Annotated in this window: 16 protein-coding genes and 1 pseudogene; 9 read left to right on the forward strand and 8 right to left on the reverse strand. The window is 63.3% G+C overall.

The genetic code is table 11. The features are described 5' to 3' along the window. The first annotated feature begins 147 nt into the window (after nt 1-147). Complete coding sequence (locus VLR48_RS00660; RefSeq protein ID WP_325289925.1) at nt 148-885, forward strand: polysaccharide deacetylase family protein; 738 nt, start codon at nt 148-150, stop codon at nt 883-885. 275 nt (nt 886-1,160) lie between these two features. Here the strand turns inward: VLR48_RS00660 and VLR48_RS00665 are convergent, their stop codons facing one another. Then, a complete protein-coding gene (locus VLR48_RS00665) occupies nt 1,161-1,667 on the reverse strand; it encodes a low molecular weight protein-tyrosine-phosphatase (protein ID WP_325289926.1) in 507 nt (168 codons plus the stop codon). A 174-nt stretch (nt 1,668-1,841) separates the two neighbouring features. Here VLR48_RS00665 and VLR48_RS00670 point away from each other — a divergent pair, with 174 nt between their 5' ends. The 6 genes from VLR48_RS00670 to VLR48_RS00695 all read left to right on the forward strand — a co-directional run bounded on the left by VLR48_RS00670 (nt 1,842) and on the right by VLR48_RS00695 (nt 9,652). Then, nucleotides 1,842-3,047 (forward strand): hypothetical protein, encoded by a 1,206-nt coding sequence (locus VLR48_RS00670; protein ID WP_325289927.1) that lies wholly within the window; start codon nt 1,842-1,844, stop codon nt 3,045-3,047. 37 nt (nt 3,048-3,084) lie between these two features. Next, nucleotides 3,085-5,265, forward strand: coding sequence for an HAD-IIB family hydrolase (locus tag VLR48_RS00675; protein WP_325289928.1), 2,181 nt, complete (start codon nt 3,085-3,087; stop codon nt 5,263-5,265). Beyond that, nucleotides 5,262-6,110, forward strand: coding sequence for an HAD-IIB family hydrolase (locus VLR48_RS00680; protein WP_325289929.1), 849 nt, complete (start codon nt 5,262-5,264; stop codon nt 6,108-6,110). The genes VLR48_RS00675 and VLR48_RS00680 overlap by 4 nt, the downstream gene beginning before the upstream one ends. A 30-nt stretch (nt 6,111-6,140) precedes the next feature. Further along, on the forward strand, nt 6,141-7,073 hold the full coding sequence (locus tag VLR48_RS00685) for a carbohydrate kinase family protein (RefSeq protein ID WP_325289930.1): 933 nt from the start codon (nt 6,141-6,143) through the stop codon (nt 7,071-7,073). 192 nt (nt 7,074-7,265) lie between these two features. Then, complete coding sequence (locus VLR48_RS00690) at nt 7,266-9,269, forward strand: alpha-amylase family protein (RefSeq protein WP_325289931.1); 2,004 nt, start codon at nt 7,266-7,268, stop codon at nt 9,267-9,269. After that, the gene (locus tag VLR48_RS00695) at nt 9,266-9,652 is read left to right on the forward strand and encodes a Uma2 family endonuclease (RefSeq protein WP_325289932.1); all 387 of its coding nucleotides are present in this window, start codon (nt 9,266-9,268) and stop codon (nt 9,650-9,652) included. Before VLR48_RS00690 ends, VLR48_RS00695 begins: the two co-directional genes overlap by 4 nt. 476 nt (nt 9,653-10,128) lie before the next feature. On the opposite strand, the gene VLR48_RS00700 is transcribed toward VLR48_RS00695, so the two are convergent. From VLR48_RS00700 to VLR48_RS00715, 5 genes and pseudogenes are all read right to left on the reverse strand, one after another. Continuing rightward, nucleotides 10,129-11,283: an integron integrase gene (locus VLR48_RS00700; protein ID WP_414718564.1), complete on the reverse strand. Its 1,155-nt coding sequence runs from the start codon at nt 11,281-11,283 to the stop codon at nt 10,129-10,131. 27 nt (nt 11,284-11,310) lie between these two features. Then, nucleotides 11,311-11,607: pseudogene (locus VLR48_RS20155) on the reverse strand (type I restriction endonuclease subunit R); the annotation flags it as partial. 4 nt (nt 11,608-11,611) lie between these two features. After that, on the reverse strand, nt 11,612-12,064 hold the full coding sequence (locus tag VLR48_RS00705) for a putative toxin-antitoxin system toxin component, PIN family (protein WP_325289934.1): 453 nt from the start codon (nt 12,062-12,064) through the stop codon (nt 11,612-11,614). Then, a complete protein-coding gene (locus VLR48_RS00710; RefSeq protein ID WP_325289935.1) occupies nt 12,054-12,305 on the reverse strand; it encodes a type II toxin-antitoxin system Phd/YefM family antitoxin in 252 nt (83 codons plus the stop codon). The genes VLR48_RS00705 and VLR48_RS00710 overlap by 11 nt, the downstream gene beginning before the upstream one ends. A 171-nt stretch (nt 12,306-12,476) precedes the next feature. Then, entirely contained in the window at nt 12,477-13,424 is a 948-nt protein-coding gene (locus tag VLR48_RS00715; protein ID WP_325289936.1) for an N-6 DNA methylase, read from the reverse strand. 216 nt (nt 13,425-13,640) lie between these two features. Here VLR48_RS00715 and VLR48_RS00720 point away from each other — a divergent pair, with 216 nt between their 5' ends. Continuing rightward, nucleotides 13,641-13,877 carry a type II toxin-antitoxin system HicA family toxin gene (locus VLR48_RS00720; protein WP_325289937.1) on the forward strand — a complete coding sequence of 79 codons (237 nt, stop codon included), beginning with the start codon at nt 13,641-13,643 and terminating at the stop codon, nt 13,875-13,877. A 2-nt stretch (nt 13,878-13,879) separates the two neighbouring features. Beyond that, nucleotides 13,880-14,230, forward strand: a complete 351-nt coding sequence (locus VLR48_RS00725; RefSeq protein ID WP_296699239.1) for a type II toxin-antitoxin system HicB family antitoxin — start codon at nt 13,880-13,882, stop codon at nt 14,228-14,230. A 111-nt stretch (nt 14,231-14,341) separates the two neighbouring features. Here VLR48_RS00725 and VLR48_RS00730 read toward each other — a convergent pair whose 3' ends face one another. Together VLR48_RS00730 and VLR48_RS00735 are read right to left on the reverse strand one after the other, a co-directional pair. Continuing rightward, complete coding sequence (locus VLR48_RS00730; protein WP_325289938.1) at nt 14,342-14,776, reverse strand: recombinase; 435 nt, start codon at nt 14,774-14,776, stop codon at nt 14,342-14,344. Nucleotides 14,777-14,853: 77 nt separating this feature from the next. Further along, nucleotides 14,854-15,084, reverse strand: coding sequence for a type II toxin-antitoxin system HicB family antitoxin (locus VLR48_RS00735; RefSeq protein WP_325289939.1), 231 nt, complete (start codon nt 15,082-15,084; stop codon nt 14,854-14,856). Nucleotides 15,085-15,087: the final 3 nt, after the last annotated feature.

The raw sequence follows: 15,087 nt of genomic DNA on the forward strand, positions 1-15,087 counted from the left end.
CCGATGCATTGGCGCGGCTGCGTGACCTGGACCCGGCGATCCGCGAGCGCAAGGCGCGTCTGGGACGCGAAGGCGCTCGGGAGATCAACCAACGCAACCTGCAGCATTGGCTCTCCGTCTTGTCGGGCGACTATGCCGAAACAGTCGATGTCAAACGCTGAGCCCACAACCCGCGCGAGCGCCGGACAGATCCGCGCGCTGGTCTCGGTGCACGACGTCATGCCCGAGACCCTGCCGCAGGTCGAGCGCATCCTGGCTCTGCTCGACGCCGAAAGGATCGCGCCCGTCACTCTGCTCGTGGTGCCCGGTGCCGACTGGAGCAGCGAGGGGATCGCGCGGCTGCGCGGATACCAGGCGAGGGGCTGCGAGCTTGCCGGCCACGGCTGGGTCCACCGAGTGGAGCGCGTCACCGGATTCGCGCATCGCGTGCATTCGCGTGTCATCTCGCGCAATGTCGCCGAGCACCTTGCGCTCGACCGGATCGGCATCCACAACCTGATCGCGCGCTGCCACGCCTGGTTCGTCGACCGGGGCCTCGGTGCTCCGGCGCTCTATTGCCCGCCGGCCTGGGCGATGGGCCCCATTCCGCGCACGACGCTCGCAAGCCTGCCGTTCACACGCTATGAATTATTCAGCGGTGTCCTGTCGGCCCAAACCGGACGGATGCATCCGGTCCCGCTCACCGGCTACGAGGCGGATACCGCCCTACGCACCCTGGCCATCCGGATCTGGAACCGGCTCAATCGTCGGCGCGCCGCCCGGCGGGGCTGGATCCGCATCGGGATCCATCCCCACGACCTCGACCTGCGCCTCGCCGAGGATCTGCGTCGGGACCTTCGCCACTTTCGGTCTCATGCCGGTTACTCGGAGGTCGGTGCGGGCTAGACAGCGTCGACTGCGAAGTCCTTGATGTGCGCGGGTCTATCGCCGATCCCGATCAAAACTCGCTTTCCAAATGCCGGATTTAAACCGCGCCCAGTGTGGTATGCGATGTTTTTGGATGGGATCGGCCCCGGCAGTTTTGACGACCGCTGGAGCCGGCGCGGTTTAAATAAATGAAAAACATAAATTTCTAAACCGCGTTCTCGCTAAGGGCCGCGGATGCGCCAAACGTCAAGCCCACTCGAAAGTGCGCATCTCGCTCTGGACGCGGTTTAGGCTTAAACGAGATGCCGCTGCAGCAGGTCCTCCAACAGCCCTTGAGATGCTGCCTCGACCAGATCGAAGACCTGATCGAAACCGCGCGCTCCACCGTAATAGGGATCGGGCACGTCCCGTACCCCGAGATCGGGCGCAAACTCCATAAAGAGCCGCAGCTTGGATTCCATTCCGGCGGGACAAAGGCTCGACAGAATCCGGTAGTTGTCCCGATCCATCGCCAGTACATAGTCGAAGGACTCGAAATCGGCAGGCTCGGCGAGACGGGCGCGCAGATCGCCGATATCGATCCCGCGCTCGAGCGCGGTTGCGCGGGCGCGTCGATCGGGCGGCTCGCCGACGTGGTAGGCATGGGTGCCGGCGGAATCGATCTCCACGCGCTGCGCCAAGCCCCGCGCGACGACCAGCTGTCGAAAGACGCCGTGCGCCGTGGGAGAGCGACAAATATTACCCATGCACACAAAAAGCACCCTGACCTTCTGCACTTCAGCCTGCTCGGATTTACTCATGATGGTCTTAGCCCGACGAGATCGATCATGACTGGTATGATATACCGGCCTCACACGAATATTCCGGTGCATTGCCGATCCTGCGCAAGGCGTCTGCGCGTCCGAGTCCCGGCGGAGGGATCGCGGGGCCGCAGGTCGACTCAAGTATCGGTTTAACTGAAGGACGCGGCTTCCATGGAGAACACGCCAGACACGGCCAACCTGAGCGATCGAATCGCCTCGCTGTCGGAGGCGTTGGAGCGCCATCGGCTTGAGTTTCAAGCGGCCGAGAGTGCGCTCGTGACGCGAATCGCGGATGTCGACGACGACCGGCGGCTGACGACCAATCGTCTCCAGCGCGCCTGGCAGACACATCACGAAGAGATCGACGCCAGACTCAAGCATCAGGTATCGGTCTTTATCGGGGCACTCCTGTTGGTCGCCGCCCTGCTCGGCGGCGCTTTGTTCTTCGTCTACGGCCATCTGGATGCCGTGCAACGCACGCTGATCCAAGATGTTGCCCGGTTGCGTGTCGACTACGAGCAGCTCGCTGCCGTCGCGGCCCAAGATGCGGCCTTGCAGGCGGGATTGGCGGATCTGCGCGCCTCGGTTGCGGCGATGTCGGAGTCCTTGCCCCCGCGCGGCGAGGCCACGGAGCCGCAGGCGCCGCCGGAAGGGTCGGCAGCGGCCGATCAAGTGCAGGTGCGGCTTGCCCCCGAGCCCACCGATGAGACTGAACCGACCGACGACACGATCGCGATCACCGCCGAGGAGATCCCGAGCGCGCCGGCCGAACCCGAATCGGCACCGATGGCGCAAGCAGCACCCGATGCCCAGACCGAGGAATCCCCGTCTGCGGCCGCGATCCGAGACGACACCGCCGCGGCGCCAACGCAAACACCGGAGGGCCTCGCCGGTCAAGACGCCGAGCCATCGCCCGAGCCATCGCCCGAACCCGACCCGGCGTCCGAGGCCACGCCGAGCGCGTCGCCGATCGGCGACTCGTCCCTTCCCGACGAGGACGCCCCGCAACAGAACAGCGAGCCGGTTGCACGGAGCCTCGACGCGAATAGCGAACAGGCCCGGCCGGTTTCGGCTCGTATCCTCGACGAAACCCTGACCGTCGGGAATACACCGGTCGCTCTGCAGCTGATCGGCTTTTACTCGCTCGACGAGCTGCTTGATTTCGCACGCCGCGAGGAGCTGCCGCCGCGTGTTTATTTCCGCGAAGAGAGCTACCAGGGCCGCCCTTGGTTCGTCCTGATTCACAGTCTTTATTCGGGCTACTCCGACGCCTCCGACGCCATCGAGGGGCTGCCGACGGAGCTGGCGATACTCGACACCTGGATCCGAAGCTTTCCCCCCGAGACCAGGCTCGGAATCCTCCACATCGAGCGGTAGCCGCTTTCGGCCCGACCGCTCCCGACGGATGGTACGCATGTATGTATTGTTGCTCAGTATCCATGGCTTGATTCGCGGACACGACCTCGAGCTCGGTCGCGACGCGGACACCGGCGGCCAAACCAAGTACGTGGTCGATCTCGCCCGTGCACTCGCCGAACGCGCGGACATCTCCCGAGTCGATCTCGTCACCCGGCGGGTGATCGATCCCGCCGTCAGCCCGGATTATGCCGAGCCCATCGAGGCCCTGAACGATAAGGCGCGCATCGTCAGGATCGACGCCGGACCGGAAGGCTACATCCCGAAAGAGCAGCTTTGGGACCACCTCGACGGATTCGTGGACAATCTGACCGCCTTCCTGCACGACGAAGGTCGATGGCCTGGGGTCATCCATAGCCATTACGCGGACGCCGGTTACGTCGGGGTGCGGCTCTCCAACCTGGCGGGTATCCCGCTGGTCCATACGGGCCATTCATTGGGGCGCGACAAGCGCCAGAGGTTGCTCGCCGCCGGGCTCGACGGCGAGCAGATCGATGCACGCTACAACATGGTGCGTCGCATCGAGGCCGAGGAGAGCGTCCTGGGCACGGCGGAGCTGGTCATCACCAGCACCTACAACGAGATCGAAGAGCAATACGCCCTTTACGATTACTACCAACCCGAGCGCATGGTCGTGATCCCGCCGGGGACCGATCTGGTCCAGTTTCATCCGCCGGCCGAGGACGATCCGCCGATCGGCTTCGCCGCGGACGTCGATCGCTTTCTCGACGAGCCCGACAAGCCGTTGATCTTGGCACTGTCCCGCGCAGATCACCGTAAGAACATCGTCGCGCTGCTCGAAGCCTACGGCGAATCGCCCGAGCTTCAGGCACTCGCCAATCTGCTGATCATTGCCGGCAACCGGGACGATATTCGCGACCTCGACGAGGGCGCGCGGACCGTTCTGACCGACGTCTTGCTGACCATCGACGCCTACGACCTCTACGGCAAGGTTGCGGCCCCCAAACACCATCGCTCCGAGGAGGTGCCCGAGATCTATCGCCTCGTCGCCCGTTCCGGAGGCGTCTTTATCAATCCGGCCCTGACCGAGCCCTTCGGACTGACCCTCTTGGAAGCCGCGGCAAGCGGACTGCCGCTGGTCGCCACCGAGAACGGCGGTCCGGTCGACATCATCGGCAACTGCAAGAACGGCCTCTTGGTCGACCCCTTGGATCGCCGGGCCATGGCCGACGCCTTGATTCGTGTCCTGGGCGACGAGGACTTCCGCCGCGAGCTCATCCGAAACGGCCTGAGTGCCGTACGCGACCGCTATTCCTGGCAGGCTCACGCCGAGACCTATCGCGAGCGCGTCGCTCCGCTCACCAAGCGGGCCGCGCCGATTCCGGCCACGCCGCCCTTGCGCCGTCGGCTCATCTACCGCGACCGTGCACTCTTTACCGACCTGGATCAGAGCCTGCTCGGCAATGCCGAAGGCGTCCGGCGGTTCATCGAGATGATGCGGACCAACAAGCGCTGCGCGAACTTCGGGATCGCGACCGGCCGCCGACTCGACACACTCCTCGTCGAGCTGAAACGGAACGGCATCCCGGTCCCCGACGTCATGATCACCAGTCTGGGGACCGAGATCCATTACAGCGCCGCACTGGTCGTGGACGACTTCTGGAGCGAGCATGTCGACCATCTCTGGAATCCGCGGGCGGTGCGCCGCGCCCTGGAGGATGTGCCCGGTCTCGTGCCCCAACGCAGGACCGAGCAGAGTCGCTTCAAGATCGCCTATCACTACGACCCCAACGTCGCCCCGCCGGTCGATGAGATCACGACCCTGCTGCGCACCCGCGAGCTGACGGTGAACGTGATTCACGCCTTCGGGCAGTTCCTCGACGTCGTGCCGATCCGTGCGAGCAAGGGCCAAGCACTGCGCTATGTCGCCCATCGCTTCGGGATCCCGCTCGAGCACATCCTGGTCGCCGGCGGCTCGGGTGCGGACGAGGACATGATGCGCGGCAACACACTCGCGGTCGTGGTTGCGAACCGTCACCACGAGGAGCTCTCGCAGCTCGTGGAGATGGACAACATCTATTTCGCCCGAGAGGCCCACGCGCTCGGTATCCTGGAAGCCATCGAGCACTACGACTTCTTCGGGACCTGCAGTGTCCCCGGCGCCAATCCCGGCACCGCCCCGGGCACGGCTCGGGACGTCCCCGGTACGGCATCATGAAACCGCTGTTGCTCTGTACGGATCTCGATCGCACCCTCGTGCCCAACGGGGCGGAGCCCGAGTCGCCCGACGCACGCCCGCGCTTTCGGCGCTTCGTGTCGCGGCCGGGGGTCACGCTCGCCTACGTGTCGGGCCGCCATCAAGGACTGGTGCGCGAGGCGATCGCCGAATACGACCTGCCTGTTCCCGATGTGGTCATCGGCGACGTCGGGACCAGTATCTTCAGGGTCACGACAAGCGACTGGGAGCCGCTCGCGGACTGGCAGGAGGAGATCGGTCGCGATTGGGCCGGCATCGGTCGCGACGGACTCGCCGAGCGCTTGGTCGATATCGATCTTCTGCGGCTTCAGGAGCCGGAGAAGCAGGCGCCTTTCAAGCTCAGCTACTATGCCCCCGTCGATGTCGACAGCGGAGCGCTCAAATCCGAGGTCGAGGCTCGCCTGGCCCTCTCGGGGGTGAACGCCAGCCTGATCTGGAGCATCGACGAAGCGGCGGAAATCGGGTTGCTGGACGTACTGCCCGCGGGCGCGACCAAGTATCACGCCGTGGATTTTCTCATGCGCCGACTCGGTCACGACGAGACCACGACACTGTTCGCCGGCGACAGCGGCAACGATCTCGAGGTCTTGATCAGTCCGATCCCTTCGGTTTTGGTCGCCAACGGTCACCCCGAGGTCCGCGAGCAAGCGCTGCGTCTGGCCGCAGCCAACGGACAGGCCGACCGACTCTACTGCGCACGCGGCAGCTGGTCGGGTATGAACGGGAACTACAGCGCGGGTATCCTCGAAGGGATTGCCCATTTTCGGCCGGATCTCGCGATCGCACCGGGCATCGACGCCGGATAAACGACGAACCGACGAGACAGGAGCCAACCCATGTCCGATTCCTCGACCGAGCAACCGACCGTCGACATCTTCGGAGAGGTCCTCTTCGACTGCTTCCCCGGAGGTCGACGCGTCCTCGGCGGAGCGCCTTTCAACGTCGCCTGGCACCTACGTGCATTCGGGGCCGCGCCGAGACTCATCAGCGCGGTCGGAGATGATCCGCAGGGCGAGCAGGTGCGCCGTGCGATGCAGGACTGGGGGATGGATGCGAGCACCCTGCAAACAGATCCGGATCATGCGACGGGCGAGGTCCGGATCACGCTCGACGACGGCGAGCCGACCTACGAGATCATCCCCGATCGCGCCTTCGACCATATCCGTGCCGTCGACCTTCCGCCTGCCGGCGAGCTGCTCTATCACGGCACACTGGCCCTGCGCAGTCCCGTCTCCGCCGCAACGCTGAGCGCGCTCGAGGCCCGCGGGCACGGCATCCGTTTCCTCGACGTGAATCTTCGCGATCCCTGGTGGTCTGCCGAGGCCACGCGCGGTCTGTTGCAGAATGCCGACTGGGTGAAGCTCAACCGCAGCGAGCTGACGCTTCTGTCTGACGGCTTGGGCTCAAACGACGCCGACGCCGATGCCGGTGCCGACGATGCGCAGCTCACCGCGCTGGCGTCGGCTTTCCTTGCGCAGCACGGGCTCACCGGGCTCGTCGTCACGCTCGGCGGCGACGGTGCCTTCGCACTCGGCCGCGACACTGCCCCGGTGCGCGTCGCACCGGCGCACGCGCTCGCGGTCAAGGACACGGTCGGCGCGGGCGACGCCTTCGCCTCAGTGCTTATCTTGGGAATCATTCGAGGCTGGCCGCTCGCGACGACCCTGGAGCGGGCCCAGTCCTTCGCCTCGCGCATCGTCGAGCAGCACGGCGCCACGGCTGCCGATCCTGCACTCTATCGGCCTTACCTTGATCAATGGGGTATTTGAACCGCGTTCAGCGGTTCGTGCGAGGACCAGCGCCCGCGGAGACCGCTCAGACCCCTGCGAGGTTCGGCGCCACGCGGTTCAAAGATTTAAATTCACAGATGATTTTGAACTGCGTCTCCGCCTAGACGACGGGCGGCCCCCAGGCCCATAAAACACGCTACACAGCACTCACAGACTCCGGACGCAGTTCAAATGTACGAACAGGTTTCTCACGCCCTTCTCAACGACATTCTCGATGAGCTCGATCACGAGGTCTGTCGCGAGGATCTGCGGCACTTCTTCACCCGCCTCGGTGCAAACTTCTACGCCATCCATTCGCTGTTTTTCCATCTCTACGGACACCGGGAAGACTTCAAGACCCAGATGGTGCACCTCACCGAGCGTCTGGCCCGGGCCTATATCGGCCGCCCTGCAGCGCTCAAGCAGCTCGACATGGCGCGCGAGGAGGACCACAACTGGTTCCTGAGCCAGCAATGGGTCGGGATGGCACTGTATTCGGACGGTTTCGCCGGCAACCTGCAGGGACTCAACGAGCGCCTGCCCTACCTCCAAGAGCTCGGGATCAACATCGTCCATGTGATGCCGATCCTCAAATGCCCGCAAGGTGCGAGCGACGGCGGCTATGCGGTCAGCGACTTTCGCGACATCGACCCGCGTGCCGGAACCGTCGAGGATGTGCGCGCGCTCGCGGATTCCATGCGACGGCGCGGCATGTTGCTGACGCTCGATGTGGTCGTGAACCACACCTCCAACGAGCATGAATGGGCGCAGCGCGCCCGCGAAGGTGATCCGGAGTACCAAACCTTCTACTACTGCTTCCCCAACCGCGACGTCCCGGACATGTTCGAGGCGACCATGCCCGAGATCTTCCCGGAGACCGCCCCCGGCAACTTCACCTGGGACGAGCAGATGGAGAAGTGGGTGATGACGGTCTTCAACAACTACCAATGGGACCTGAACTACTCCAACCCCGCCGTCTTCATCGAGATGCTCGACATCATCCTCTTCTGGGCCAACCAGGGGGCGGACATCGTGCGGTTGGACGCCGTCGCCTTCCTCTGGAAGAAGATCGGCACGACCTCGCAAAACGAGCGCGAGGCACACCTGATCCTGCAGCTCATGAAGGACTGCTGCCAGGTGACGGCGCCGGGCGTGCTCTTCATCGCCGAGGCGATCGTGGCCCCGTCGGAGATCATCAAATACTTCGGCGAGGATGCGGTCATCGCCAAGGAGTGCGAGATCGCCTACAACGCCACCTTCATGGCCCTGCTGTGGGACGCCGTCGCGACCAAGAACGCCAAACTGCTGAATCAGGGCATCAAAAGCCTGCCGAACAAGCTCGACCGCGCGACCTGGTTGAATTATTTACGTTGTCACGACGATATCGGCCTGGGTTTCGACGACGCCGACATCCGCGCCTGCGACTACGACCCCTACTCGCACCGTCGTTTTCTCGTGGACTGGTACACCGGCGCCTTCGAGGGCTCTCCGGCGCGCGGACGCCCCTTCGGCGTCAATCTGAAGACCGGCGATGCGCGCATTGCAGGCGCGCTCGCCTCCCTCGCGGGTCTGGAATCGGCGCTCGAAGCCGAGGATCAATATGCCATCGATCAGGTCGTGGATCTCATCCTGATGCTGCACGCCATGATCCTCTCCTTCGGCGGCATCCCGCTGCTCTGGTACGGAGACGAGATCGGCACGCTCAACGACAACTCATTCCTCAACGACACGCACAAGGCGAGCGACGCACGCTGGGTGCATCGCCCGCGCATCGACTGGGCGCGCGCCGAACGACGTCACCTCAGCGGTACCGTCGAACGCCGTCTTTTCGACGGCCTGAAACGGCTCATCGCCGTGCGCAAAGACACGCCAGCCTTCGCCGACTTCAACAACCGCGAGCTGATCGACGTGGAGAACCCGCACCTCTTCGTCTTCCTGCGCACCCACCCGAGCCTGGCCGCCAACGCGGTCCTGGTTGCGGCCAACTTCGACGCCAAACCTCAGTATCTGGATCTCGACACTTTGAATCGACGCGGACTCTTTCGCTACGGACAGATCATCGATCTGGCCTCGGGCGACACTCCCGCCGTCTTCAACAACCGAGTGGTGGTTCCGCCCTACCATTTTTACTGGCTGGCGAACCAACGCCCTGGGGCTCTACTCAATGACCCCTTCGGTGTCAGCCGGCACCCTTGATATGCCTGAGCCTCCTTTTGTCCGCCGGCTTCCTACTGCCGAACGGCGCCATGCGCTCACCCGACCTGGCCTGGGTCCTGCGCGAGCAACTGGACACGATGCGCCCGAAACAGAAGCGCAGGTTTCTCCCATTGGTCCCGGACGACTTGATCGCGCTGGCCTCGCCCGGCGACGACAGCGACGGCGTGCACGCCAAGATGCGCGAATGGCGCGACAACGGCGTGCGCCTCGGCTGGCTAATTCTGCCCGAGCAGCGCCAGGTCTGGCGCTACACCGGCACCGACGAGCCAGCCTGTCTCGACAACCCGGCACAGATCGGGGACGACGCCCTGCTGCCCGGCTTGGTGCTCCCGCTCATGCGCATCTGGGACCCCGGATTTTGATCCCCTGGCTCGCAATCCAAGCAAAGCGGTGACGCGATCTAAACCGCGTTTCACCGCGATCGAGGATATCTCCGAAGCCAAACGCACAGAGAAAACGACGCATGTCGCTCTGGATGCGGTTTAGCCGATTGCCGGAAACTTTCATCCCAGATGACGCAGGATTGACGTTCGCCTTCAAGGAGGGCTGGCGGGAACATAGCGCGCTATGTGACCGCTAGCCCGACGCCGAAGGCGGGCGTCAAGACCAGTCAGATGGTATGAAAGTTGACAGAAATCGCCTTAGGCCATTCAATTCCTGACAGTTCCGGATCGGACCTTTCGGCTGCGCTGGCCACCGGCGGCGCAAGACACGTCCGTTCTCGACCCCTGTCGCGCCAACCCGGACTCTCGCATCGAGCTAAACGGTCGAGGGGAGATCGAGATCCTGCCGCCGGCAGTGGTCCGAGCAGGCCGCAAGAATGCGAAGCCGACGATCGCTACAGCAAGCCGTCCAGCGGACTCAGCACGCCCTGACCGCCGCGGTTGAGCACATGGGTGTAGATCATGGTCGTCGACACATCCGCGTGACCGAGCAGCTCCTGAACGGTGCGGATGTCGTAACCGCTCTCCAGCAAATGGGTTGCGAAGGAATGCCTCAGCGAATGGCAGTTGACCTTCTTCGCGATTCCAGCGAGCTGAGCAGCCCGCTTCACGGCCTTCTGGAGCCCGTTTTCGTGCAGGTGATGGCGGCGTGTCTTGCCGCTGCGGGGATCGACCGACAGCCTGCCGCTGGGGAACAGGTACTGCCAGATCCATTCGCTCGGCGCCTTCGGCCACTTGCGCGCCAAGGCATTCGGCAGAAATACCTCGCCATAGCCCTGCTCCAAGTCTTGCCGATGCAGTCCCCTCGCCTTCTCCATGTGTTCCGTCAACGGCTGCTCCAACCGCTTGGGCAAGGGAACAACACGGTCCTTCTGGCCCTTTCCGTCCCGGACGACAATCTGGTGATACTGGAAATCCACATCCTGAACTCGGAGCCGAACACACTCCATCAGCCGCATGCCGGTGCCATAGAGCAAGGCGGCCATCAGATGCGGCATGCCATCGAGCTGTTCCAACAGCCGGGAGACCTCCCCGCGGCTCAGCACCACCGGGAGCCGTCGCGGTCGCTTGGCGCGCGTGAAGTCTCCCAGCTCGGCCAGGGTCTGACCCAGCACCTTCTTGTACAGAAAAACCAAGGCATTCAACGCCTGATTCTGCGTGCTGGCCGAGACCTGACCGCGCACGGCAAGGTCCTCCAGAAACGCGACAATGCGATCCGCGCCCACCTCAGACGGATCGCGCCCGCCGCAGAACAGGATGAAGCGACACACCCAAGACTCGTAGGTCTGGTCGGTGCGGATCGAGTATTTGCGCCGGCGGATCTCCGCCGCCAGCCGTTCCATCAGCCGAGGGTGCGACCGGCGCACCTCGTCCAAAGCGGACGGCGGGTTTCGCTTCTCATTGAAGCGGGCCCCCGAGACCGGCTCTTGGTCCGGTGATGGGCCAACCCGCGCCGGCATTTCCCGAGCGATGGTCGGATGGTCCGGTGCCAAGGTTCGGGCGGAATCGCGCCAGTAGGCTCCGGTCGCAACCATCGGCGATCGCAGCAAGGATCCGCTTGACGGCGATGTCCTGGTCTGCCCGTTGCTCGAAAAGGCAAATCGGATCGTGAGCTTGCCCGCGTAGTTCTTCGACTGGCCCACACCCTCGGTCAGGGCCTTGTCCCATGCCTTCGCTTCCAAGGTCGCGAGCTTATGGTTCCGATACACCAGCACATAGTCCGCCGTGAGCGATTTGCCGCGCTTGCCGTTCCCCTCGATGCGCCCGAGCGTGATCGGGTACTCACGCAGGATCCGGCTCCCTTCCACGACACCCCATCCCGCCGCTTTGAGCGCGGGATCGATGTGTTCGGCCCTGGTTTCGGCTTCGTTCATGCGGTCAACCCGTCAGCAGCTCATCCAGCGCCTGGCGTGGTGTCAGGATGCGCAATTCGCCCAGCGGATCGAGGCAGAGCAGGTCGTCGTCACCGCTCGTCAAGCGCGTCGCGCCGGCCGCGAGGGCGGCGTGGATGAAAGCATCGTCCTTGGGGTCGCGAGAGAACGCGCGCTGCGCAAGCTCGGCGGGAATGTCGATCCAGACCGCAGCGGCGTGTGCCTGCTGCAAAATGTGACGACGGCGTTCGATGGGCAGGTAGCGGTCGAACTTTGGCAGCCAGATGCGCCCCTCCAACTCGGCAAAGGTGGTCGCCGAAAACACCAGCCTGCCGACATCGAGCAGCCGGTCGACCAGCATTGCAGGCGCGCCGCCGGGAGCCAAGGCCACGCTCAGCAGCACATTGGTGTCGACCACCATGAGTCCATGGCGGGACTCGACGGCGGGATCAACTTTCATCGGCAAGCAGTTCGGCCAGTTTTTCCTCGGTCAGGCCAGCTTCCGCGGCAGCTTCCGCGGTTTCGCGCAGGGTTTGCCGCAGGCGATCGGCGTAATAGGCGCGCATCGCCTCGTAATCGTCGGCACCGATCATGACGCCGACCACGCGGTCGTGGCGTGTCACCTGCACGGGCTGACGCTGTGCCTTGTCAAGCAGTTGGCCAAAGTGGGTCTTGGCTTCGTTGGCAGTCATGGTGAGCATGGAAAACTCCTCGGCAGGGAAAACGGTCATCGCACTATAGCAAAAAATCACGCGATTCGATCAAATCGAACGATTCAGTCGGTAACGGCTTGATACCGGTTGCCGCAGCTCTGCAAAACGTCGGCGCTGGCGGGACGGCGATGCTGCCCACAGCCCGCGTATGGGTAAGGTTCATAACAGCCCCCTGATCTTCGCCAACACTGCCGCACTCTCGGCATCCAGCACCGCGATCTCATCGAGAATCTCAACCGGACTCCGGTGCGCCACCGCTTCCCCACCGTTGGGATTCTTCACCGAGAGGTCATAGGTCGCCGTGTCGACCGTCCCGACATCCAGGCTCCAACTCTTCGGCGAGTCGGCAAAGTCCTTCTGCAAGGCCACGAACTCGGTGAGGTCGGCGTCGTTGAGTGGCGTGGTCTTTCCCATCGTCCGACCGGGGTCGAGCTGGTAGTACCAGATCTTGCGCGTCGGCGCGCCCTTCTCGAAGAAGAGCACGACCGTTTTCACACCGGCGCCTTGGAAGGTCCCGCTCGGACAGTCGAGCACGGTATGCAGGTTGCTGGACTCCAGCAGGAGCTTGCGCAGTGAGACCGACGCGTTGTCTGAGTTCGAGAGGAAGGTGTTCTTGATGACGACACCGGCTCGCCCGCCGGCGCGCAGGATCTTGATGAAGTGCTGGAGAAACAGGAAGGCGGTCTCGCCGGTGCGGATCGGGAAGTTCTGCTGAACCTCCTTGCACTCCTTGCCGCCGAAGGGCGGATTCGCGGGCACGACGTCGTAGCGGTCCTTCTCCTGAATGTCGGCGAGGTTCTCGGCGAGCGTGTTGGTGTGGATGATGTTGGGTGCGTCGATGGGGAAGAGCTTGCGGTCGACAAACTCCACGAGGTCGTCGCCGGTCAGCGCCTTGTTGTGATCGAGTCTGCCGTCCCGGTCCTTCGGCGCCGCCCAACGCTCCCACCGATAAGGCGGATCGAGGATGTCGCTGTAGGTCCTGCCTTCGAGCTCGGCTTCCGTCGCCCGCTCCTGTTCCAGGTCGTCGAGATATTTCAGGAACAAGAGCCAGAAGGTCTGCTCCGTGTAATCCAGCTCCGAGCTGCAACCCGCCTCCTTCCAGAGCACATCGTCGATATTGTAACGAAGCTCGCTTATCGTTCCTCGAACACTGGCCGAATGGTCTGCTGTCGCGTAGTCGCGTGGTCGCGCGGTCGCGTTTCGGGACGCGGAGACAGAGCCCAAGACGCACATACGCCTCGTGTGCTCTATGATTCCGGCGGGCGGTTCAGCCGGGTTCAGCCCCCCGGGTCGGAATGATGCTCCATGTAGTATCATGAGCGCATGAGCCGAGCGGACAAAACACTCGACAAGATGCGCGTCAACCCGCGGGATTGGCGGATCGACCAACTCAAGGCGGTCGCCGATGCGCATGGCGTGGAGTACCGTCAGCCTGGAACCAGTCATGTGACATTTCGTCACCCGAACGGCACCAAATTGACGGTTCCGGCCCACAAACCCATAGCACCTGAGTATGTGAAGCGCTTTGTCTGGCTCATCCAGCAAGGTACCGGAGACTGACCATGCATACCCCCATTCCCGATTACCCCTGCGAGATTTGCCCCCTTCCCGAGGGCGGATACCTCGTCACCTTTCCCGATCTGCCAGGCTGCATGGCCGACGGCGCCACCATACCGGAGGCGCTTGAGAGTGCCCGCGATGCCGTCACGAGCTGGATTCTGACCGCCCGCGAATTTGGCGACCCGGTGCCCGAGCCGGGCAAAGGCGGCGAATCAGGGCGGTTCGTGCAGCGCGTGCCCAAGTCGCTCCACCGCAAGTTGACTGCGCGCGCCAAGCAAGAGGGAGTCAGCCTAAATACCCTCGTGCTGGATTTCATCGCCGAGGGGATCGGACGACGCGAATCGCATCCCTGATCGAATGGCGCGTTCCTCGATACATCCAGCGCAAGATGCTCGGCGATCCCGTCTCAACTCCACCAGGCGCTTCAGGGTGGTTTTGGTCCGCAAACTGTCGTTCCGTCGCGCTCACCAAGAATCGTCGATCCCGGCGTTGTTGTAGTCCCTCATGGTTTCCAGCCAATCCGGCATCCCTTCCTTGACGATCTGCTTCAACTCGACCAGATCGTCCGCGCTCACCAAGCCCTTCTCATGCATGAAGGCGTAGAACTTTTTGAGGCTTGCTGCATTCTCCTTAATGCTGGCTTGGCTTGACCACATGGCCTTCCTGATAAACCAGTCGCCGAGAAACCAACTGACAGCGTCCACGCCGTCTTTGGCCTCGAGCGCGTCATCGTAAAGCAGGTAATCATTGATATAGAAAGCGATATTTTCACGATGCTTCTTGACGACCTTCTCGGACAGGCCGGACGCCTCGAGCCAAGCCACGAACTCCGTCAACAGAATTGCGTTCTCGGCCCGGATCTTTTCGCACGCATCTTCGTATGCTTGGTAATCGCTCATGTTAAGAGGCTCCAGGGCTTGCGGGTCTAAATCAGCCATGGCGGACGTTTCCGCAATTGGCTGTGCCGCGGTATTCGTTATGCCGCGACTTCCACATACTCGACTCGACTTTGAGGAATGGGAGGCTTGATCCCGTCTTCTCTCATACCCTCAAGGTGGAAAGCGATCGCCGTCTTGATTTTCGCTTCGACCTCCTCGACCGAGGCGCCGGTAGCGATGCAGCCCGGAAGATCCGGGACATCGGCCAGAGACGTTATTCGCTGCTTTCTCGATGACGACTGCATAGCGCATGCTGTCACTGCGAGCATGCT

The sequence above is a fragment of the Thiocapsa sp. genome (genome assembly GCF_035467215.1).
In the GTDB taxonomy this organism is placed as follows: domain Bacteria; phylum Pseudomonadota; class Gammaproteobacteria; order Chromatiales; family Chromatiaceae; genus Thiocapsa.

Bases quoted from the DNA above. Each gene is read 5' to 3' on its own strand.
- VLR48_RS00725 (WP_296699239.1), top strand. From the start codon at position 13,880: ATGCATACCCCCATTCCCGATTACCCCTGCGAGATTTGCCCCCTTCCC.
- VLR48_RS00660 (WP_325289925.1), top strand. From the start codon at position 148: ATGTCAAACGCTGAGCCCACAACCCGCGCGAGCGCCGGACAGATCCGC.
- VLR48_RS00735 (WP_325289939.1), bottom strand. From the start codon at position 15,084: ATGCTCGCAGTGACAGCATGCGCTATGCAGTCGTCATCGAGAAAGCAG.
- VLR48_RS00680 (WP_325289929.1), top strand. From the start codon at position 5,262: ATGAAACCGCTGTTGCTCTGTACGGATCTCGATCGCACCCTCGTGCCC.
- VLR48_RS00730 (WP_325289938.1), bottom strand. From the start codon at position 14,776: ATGAGCGATTACCAAGCATACGAAGATGCGTGCGAAAAGATCCGGGCC.
- VLR48_RS00710 (WP_325289935.1), bottom strand. From the start codon at position 12,305: ATGCTCACCATGACTGCCAACGAAGCCAAGACCCACTTTGGCCAACTG.
- VLR48_RS00705 (WP_325289934.1), bottom strand. From the start codon at position 12,064: ATGAAAGTTGATCCCGCCGTCGAGTCCCGCCATGGACTCATGGTGGTC.
- VLR48_RS00720 (WP_325289937.1), top strand. From the start codon at position 13,641: ATGAGCCGAGCGGACAAAACACTCGACAAGATGCGCGTCAACCCGCGG.
- VLR48_RS00675 (WP_325289928.1), top strand. From the start codon at position 3,085: ATGTATGTATTGTTGCTCAGTATCCATGGCTTGATTCGCGGACACGAC.
- VLR48_RS00690 (WP_325289931.1), top strand. From the start codon at position 7,266: ATGTACGAACAGGTTTCTCACGCCCTTCTCAACGACATTCTCGATGAG.
- VLR48_RS00665 (WP_325289926.1), bottom strand. From the start codon at position 1,667: ATGAGTAAATCCGAGCAGGCTGAAGTGCAGAAGGTCAGGGTGCTTTTT.
- VLR48_RS00670 (WP_325289927.1), top strand. From the start codon at position 1,842: ATGGAGAACACGCCAGACACGGCCAACCTGAGCGATCGAATCGCCTCG.
- VLR48_RS00685 (WP_325289930.1), top strand. From the start codon at position 6,141: ATGTCCGATTCCTCGACCGAGCAACCGACCGTCGACATCTTCGGAGAG.